Origin of the sequence: Georgenia sp. 311 (assembly GCF_006151955.1) — a bacterium.
Lineage (GTDB): Bacteria > Actinomycetota > Actinomycetes > Actinomycetales > Actinomycetaceae > Oceanitalea > Oceanitalea wutianyii.
The window spans coordinates 87,270-92,027 of record NZ_VDFS01000045.1; the positions used below are offsets into that span (position 1 = coordinate 87,270).

Annotated in this window: 4 protein-coding genes; 2 read left to right on the top strand and 2 right to left on the bottom strand. The window is 72.8% G+C overall.

Annotated features, from left to right (window positions below; genetic code table 11):
- Nucleotides 1-772, bottom strand: a 772-nt coding sequence (locus tag FHE66_RS09895; RefSeq protein WP_139072813.1) for an SDR family NAD(P)-dependent oxidoreductase, incomplete at its 3' end; no start/stop codon positions are given.
- Nucleotides 773-857: 85 nt separating this feature from the next.
- Entirely contained in the window at nucleotides 858-1,550 is a 693-nt protein-coding gene (locus FHE66_RS09900; RefSeq protein ID WP_139072792.1) for a response regulator transcription factor, read from the bottom strand.
- Nucleotides 1,551-1,675: 125 nt separating this feature from the next.
- Between FHE66_RS09900 and FHE66_RS09905 the strand changes: the two genes are divergently transcribed.
- Together FHE66_RS09905 and FHE66_RS09910 are read left to right on the top strand one after the other, a co-directional pair.
- Nucleotides 1,676-3,556: a sensor histidine kinase gene (locus tag FHE66_RS09905; protein ID WP_139072793.1), complete on the top strand. Its 1,881-nt coding sequence runs from the start codon at nucleotides 1,676-1,678 to the stop codon at nucleotides 3,554-3,556.
- Between the two features lie 77 nt (nucleotides 3,557-3,633).
- A complete protein-coding gene (locus FHE66_RS09910; protein ID WP_139072794.1) occupies nucleotides 3,634-4,704 on the top strand; it encodes an acyl-CoA desaturase in 1,071 nt (356 codons plus the stop codon).
- The last annotated feature ends 54 nt before the right edge of the window (nucleotides 4,705-4,758 follow it).

Below are 4,758 nucleotides of genomic sequence, written 5' to 3' on the forward strand. Positions count from 1 at the left end.
GGGAGTCGCCGTACTCGACGCCGCCCGTGATCGACCATCCGCCGTCGACGAGGAACACCTGGCCGGTGATGAAGCTGCCCTCGCGCAGGACGAAGGCGACGGCGTCGGCAAGCTCCTCCGGCTGGCCCCACCGACCGATCGCGGTGGTCCCCGCGCTCGCGGCGGCGCCGGCCGGGGTCGCGAGCGTGGCGGCGTTGATGGTCGTCTCGATCGTGCCCGGGGCGACGACGTTGATGAGGACGCCCTGTCGCCCGTACTCGACGGCGGCCTGCCGCGTGAGTGCCTCCACCGCTCCCTTCGCGGCGGAGTAGGACGCGAGACCCTGGAGGCCCTTGTGGGCGGCGAGGGAGGAGATGTTGACGATCCGGCCGCCACCTCGCGCGATCATCGAGGGGATGACCGCCTGCATCCCGAGCCAGACGCCCTTCGCGTCGACGCCGAGGACGTGGTCCCAGGCCTCCTCCGTGAGGTCGACGACGGTGTCGGCGCTGATCCGGTTGACGACCCCGGCCGACGCGGCGAGGTAGTCGACGCCGCCGAACTCCGCGACGACCTCGTCCATGAGCGCCGCCCAGTCCGCGGGCCGCGCGACGTCGAGGGTGCGGCTCACCGCGGTGCCGCCGTCCGCGACGATGGCGGCCACCGTCTCCTCGGCGCCCTGGATGTCCGTCGCGACGACGACGACGCCGTCGCGGGCGAGCCGTGCGGCGACCGCACGGCCGATGCCGCCGAACGCGCCGGTGACGATGGCGACCGGTGCTGATGTGCTCATGGTTCCTCCTGCTGGAGTGGTGGGACCTCCAGTCCTATCAACAGTTGTAGGAGGAACTCCGGGACCTTCAGGGCTACGCCGTGCCTCAGCCCTGCGGCCGCACGAGCCCGCTCTCGTAGGCGGTGATGACCATCTGGGTGCGGTCGCGCAGACCGAGCTTGCCCAGGATGCGGCTCACGTGGGTCTTGACCGTCTGCTCGGCGACGAACAGCTCGCCGGCGATCTCGCTGTTGGACTGGCCCCGGGCCACCAGGCGCATGACGTCGAGCTCGCGCTCGGTCAGCGGCGTGAGGGAGTTGTCGGCGCGCGGCGGTCCGACCGGCCGGGCCGCGAAGTCCGCGATGAGCGCGCGGGTGACCTTGGGGGCGAGGAGGGCGTCCCCGGCGGCCACCACCCGGACCGCGTGGACGAGCTCCTCGGGCGGTGAGTCCTTGAGGAGGAAGCCGCTCGCGCCCGCGCGCAGCGCGGCGAAGACGTACTCGTCGGCGTCGAAGGTCGTGAGCATGATGACGCGCGGCGGCTCGCCCGGCGCCTCGAGGATGGCTCGGGTGGCGTCGAGCCCGTTGACCTTCGGCATCCGGATGTCCATGAGGACGACGTCGGGCCGGGTGCGGCGCACGACGTCGGTGATCCCGAGCCCGTCCTCCGCCGTGCCCACGACGGTCAGGCCCGGCTGGGCGTCCAGCAGCGCGGCGAACCCGGCCCGGATCATGGACTGGTCGTCGACGACGAGCACGCGGACGGGCGTGTCCTCGTCGGCCGGAGGATGAGGGAACATGGCCCCAACCTAGTCGGCACACTCGCGGCGAGACGTGTCGAGCCAAGGTCTGCCTCCCCGGTAGGGGGAGTGCCTGGCTCCCGGGAGGGACGCGAGAGGAAGGCGGTGACCGTAGCGTGCCGGGTATGGAAGGTGCGACCGTCACGACTGCCGCGCGGGTCAGCCGTGTGCGCATCCTCGTCGGGCGGCTCTGGCACGACCTCGCCTACGTCATGCCCGGCCTGCCCCTCGCCGTCGTGAGCTTCGTCGTCCTCCTCACGCTCACCACCGTGTCCCTGGCGACCGTCGTGGTCTGGGTGGGCGCCGTCCTCATGCCGCTGGCACTGGCGGTTGCCTCACGGTTCGCGGGGCTGTCCCGGCGCCGGCTCCGGGCGTGGGGCGTGAGCATGCCCCCCGCGCGCTACCGACCGGTCGGCAGCGGACCGCTCGGCACCCTCCGGCTCCTCACCGACTCGCGCCGCTGGCTCGACTTCGTCTTCGAGTCGGTCGTCGCACTGCCGCTACGGTTCCTCACCTTCGTCGTCGCGGTGGCGTGGGCGGGCGTCGCCCTCGGTGGCCTGACCTTCTGGATCTGGGCGCTCGTCATGCCGGAGGCGGCCTCCGGCTGGCCCCACCTGCTCGGCTCGGTGCTCATCGGGGTGCCGCAGGGCGGGTGGGGGGCCTACCTCCTCGACTCGGGGATCAACCTCGTCCTCGGCGCCCTCGCCCTCCTCGCCCTGCCGACCGTCGTCCGCGGCCTGGCCGTCGCGGACGCGCTGGTGACCTCGGCGATGCTCGGCGGTGACGTCGAGCAGGACCGCGGGGAGGTGCCGGGGGACGGTGCGCGGCTGCCCGCGGTCAGCGCGACCGCCTGGGCCTGGGTCGGCGCATCCTTCACGGGTGCCGCGCTGCTCGCCGTCGAGTGGCCCGTCCTCGTGATCGTCTACGGGCTGAACCCCGCGCTGGCGATGGTCCTGGCCGCGGGCCAGAGTGCCGCGCTCGTCCTGGCCGTGCGGTGGGCCTGGCCCGCCATCGGGCTGTCGACCCTCTCGGCTCTCGGCACCATGGTGGCCACGTCCGAGGTCGCCACCGACTCGTCGGCGCCCTGGCCCTGGCCGGTGCCGGCGCTGGTCGGGTACTGCCTCCTCGTGGCGCTCATCGGGCTGCGGCACCGGTGGTTCTGGGCAGCCGTGGCCTGGACGGCCGGCGCCGCCGCGACCGTCGTGGCCTTCCTCGTCGTGGGGGAGGTGCCCGACGCCGGACTCGCGAACGGCATCGTCCTCCTCGCGGTGAGCGGCGGCCTCGCCCTCCTCGGTGCCCTCGGCAGGCTGTGGACCAGGAACACCGACCGGGCCGAGGAGGCCGAGCGGCTCGGTGCCGAGGAGGCCCAGCGCCGTCGCGACCTCGAGGAGCGCAACAGGATCGCCCGCGAGCTCCACGACGTCGTGGCGCACAGCATGTCGGTCATCAACGTCCAGGCATCGACCGCCCGGTACCGCAAACCCGGCATGAGCCAGGACGTCCAGCAGGAGTTCGACGACATCGCCGCCTCCTCACGCCAGGCGCTGGAGGAGATGCGGGCCCTGCTGTCGATCCTGCGCAACGACCATGACGCCCCCACGGCGCCGGCGCCGCGGTTGGGCGACATCCCCGAGCTCGTCGAGGCCACGCGGGCCTCCGGTGCCGCCATCACCTACGCCGGGACGGGCCCGGACGTGCCACCCACCGCCGGGCTCACCGTCTACCGGGTAGTCCAGGAGGCGCTGAGCAACGCCCTGCGGCACGCCCCCGGCGCGACGATCGACGTCACGACCGCCGTCGGGAACGGGGTGGTGGCGGTGAGCGTGGTCAACGCGGCCCCGAAGGGCAGGCGGGAGCCCGCGCCGGGCTCCGGGCTCGGCCTGGCAGGCATCCGGGAGCGGGTGACGGCGCTCGGCGGCACCGTGTCCGCAGGGCCCACGGCCCACGGGGGCTTCGCCGTCGAGGCCGCGGTGCCGCTCGCCGGTGCCGACACGGACGGGGCCTGACCCCGTACCCGGGTAGGGGGCGAATGTGGCTCCTCAGTGTGACGCGCGCGACGACACCTCGTCCGTACTGTCCGACCATGACCACAACGCCGACCACTCGTCCGCCTCGCCAGCGACCCGTGAACGACTTCCTCGAGCTCTCTCGCCGGGTCAAGGCCGCGGGACTCACGGGACGCAGGTACGGCTGGTACGTCGGTCGCGTCCTCGCCCTCACGGCCGCCTTCGCGGGAGCGTTCGCGCTCCTGCTCACCCTCGGGCGCACGCCGTGGCAGCTGGCCGTCGCGGTCCTCTTCGGTGTGCTGTTCACCCAGGCGGCCTTCCTCGGCCACGACGCCGCGCACCAGCAGGTCTTCAACTCGAGCCGGCGCAACGAGCGGATGTCCCAGATCGTCGCGAACCTCGTCGTCGGCCTCAGCCACGGCTGGTGGGCGCGCAAGCACGGCAAGCACCACGCCGACCCGAACACGATCGGCAAGGACGGCGACATCTCCACCGGCGCGCTCGTCTTCAACCCTGAGGACGCCCCTGGGCGCACCGGCGTGCTGGGCTGGATCACCCGGCGCCAGGGGTGGCTGTTCTTCCCCATGCTCACGCTCGAGGGGCTCAACCTCCACTACAGCGCGGTGCGGACGGTCGCCGGCCAGCGTGACCTGCCCGGCCGCGGGCTGGAGATCGCGCTCCTCGCCGTGCGACTCATCGGTTTCCCGGCGCTGCTCGTCGTCGTGCTCGGCCCCGGGCTGGCGGCCGGGTTCCTCGCGATCCAGCTCGTCGTCTTCGGTGTCTACATGGGGGCGACGTTCGCTCCCAACCACAAGGGCATGCCCCTCATCAGCGAGCGGGACACGGTCGACTTCCTCCGCCGTCAGGTCCTCACCTCCCGCAACATCCGCGGCGGCCGGCTGACGACGTGGGCGATGGGCGGTCTCGACCACCAGATCGAGCACCACCTGTTCCCGCGCATGCCCAGCGTCAACCTGCGCCGGGCCCGGCCCCTGGTGCGGGAGTACTGCGAAGAGAAGGGGATCCCGTACAGCGAGACGGGACTCATCCAGGCCTACGGGATCGTCGTCCGGTACCTCAACCGCGTGGGCCTCGGGGAGGCCGACCCCTTCGAGTGCCCGATCGTCGCCAAGTACCGGCCGTACTGACCCACACGCGGCGCCCCCGGCCAATGATGGCCGGGGGCGCCGTCGTGGTGAGGC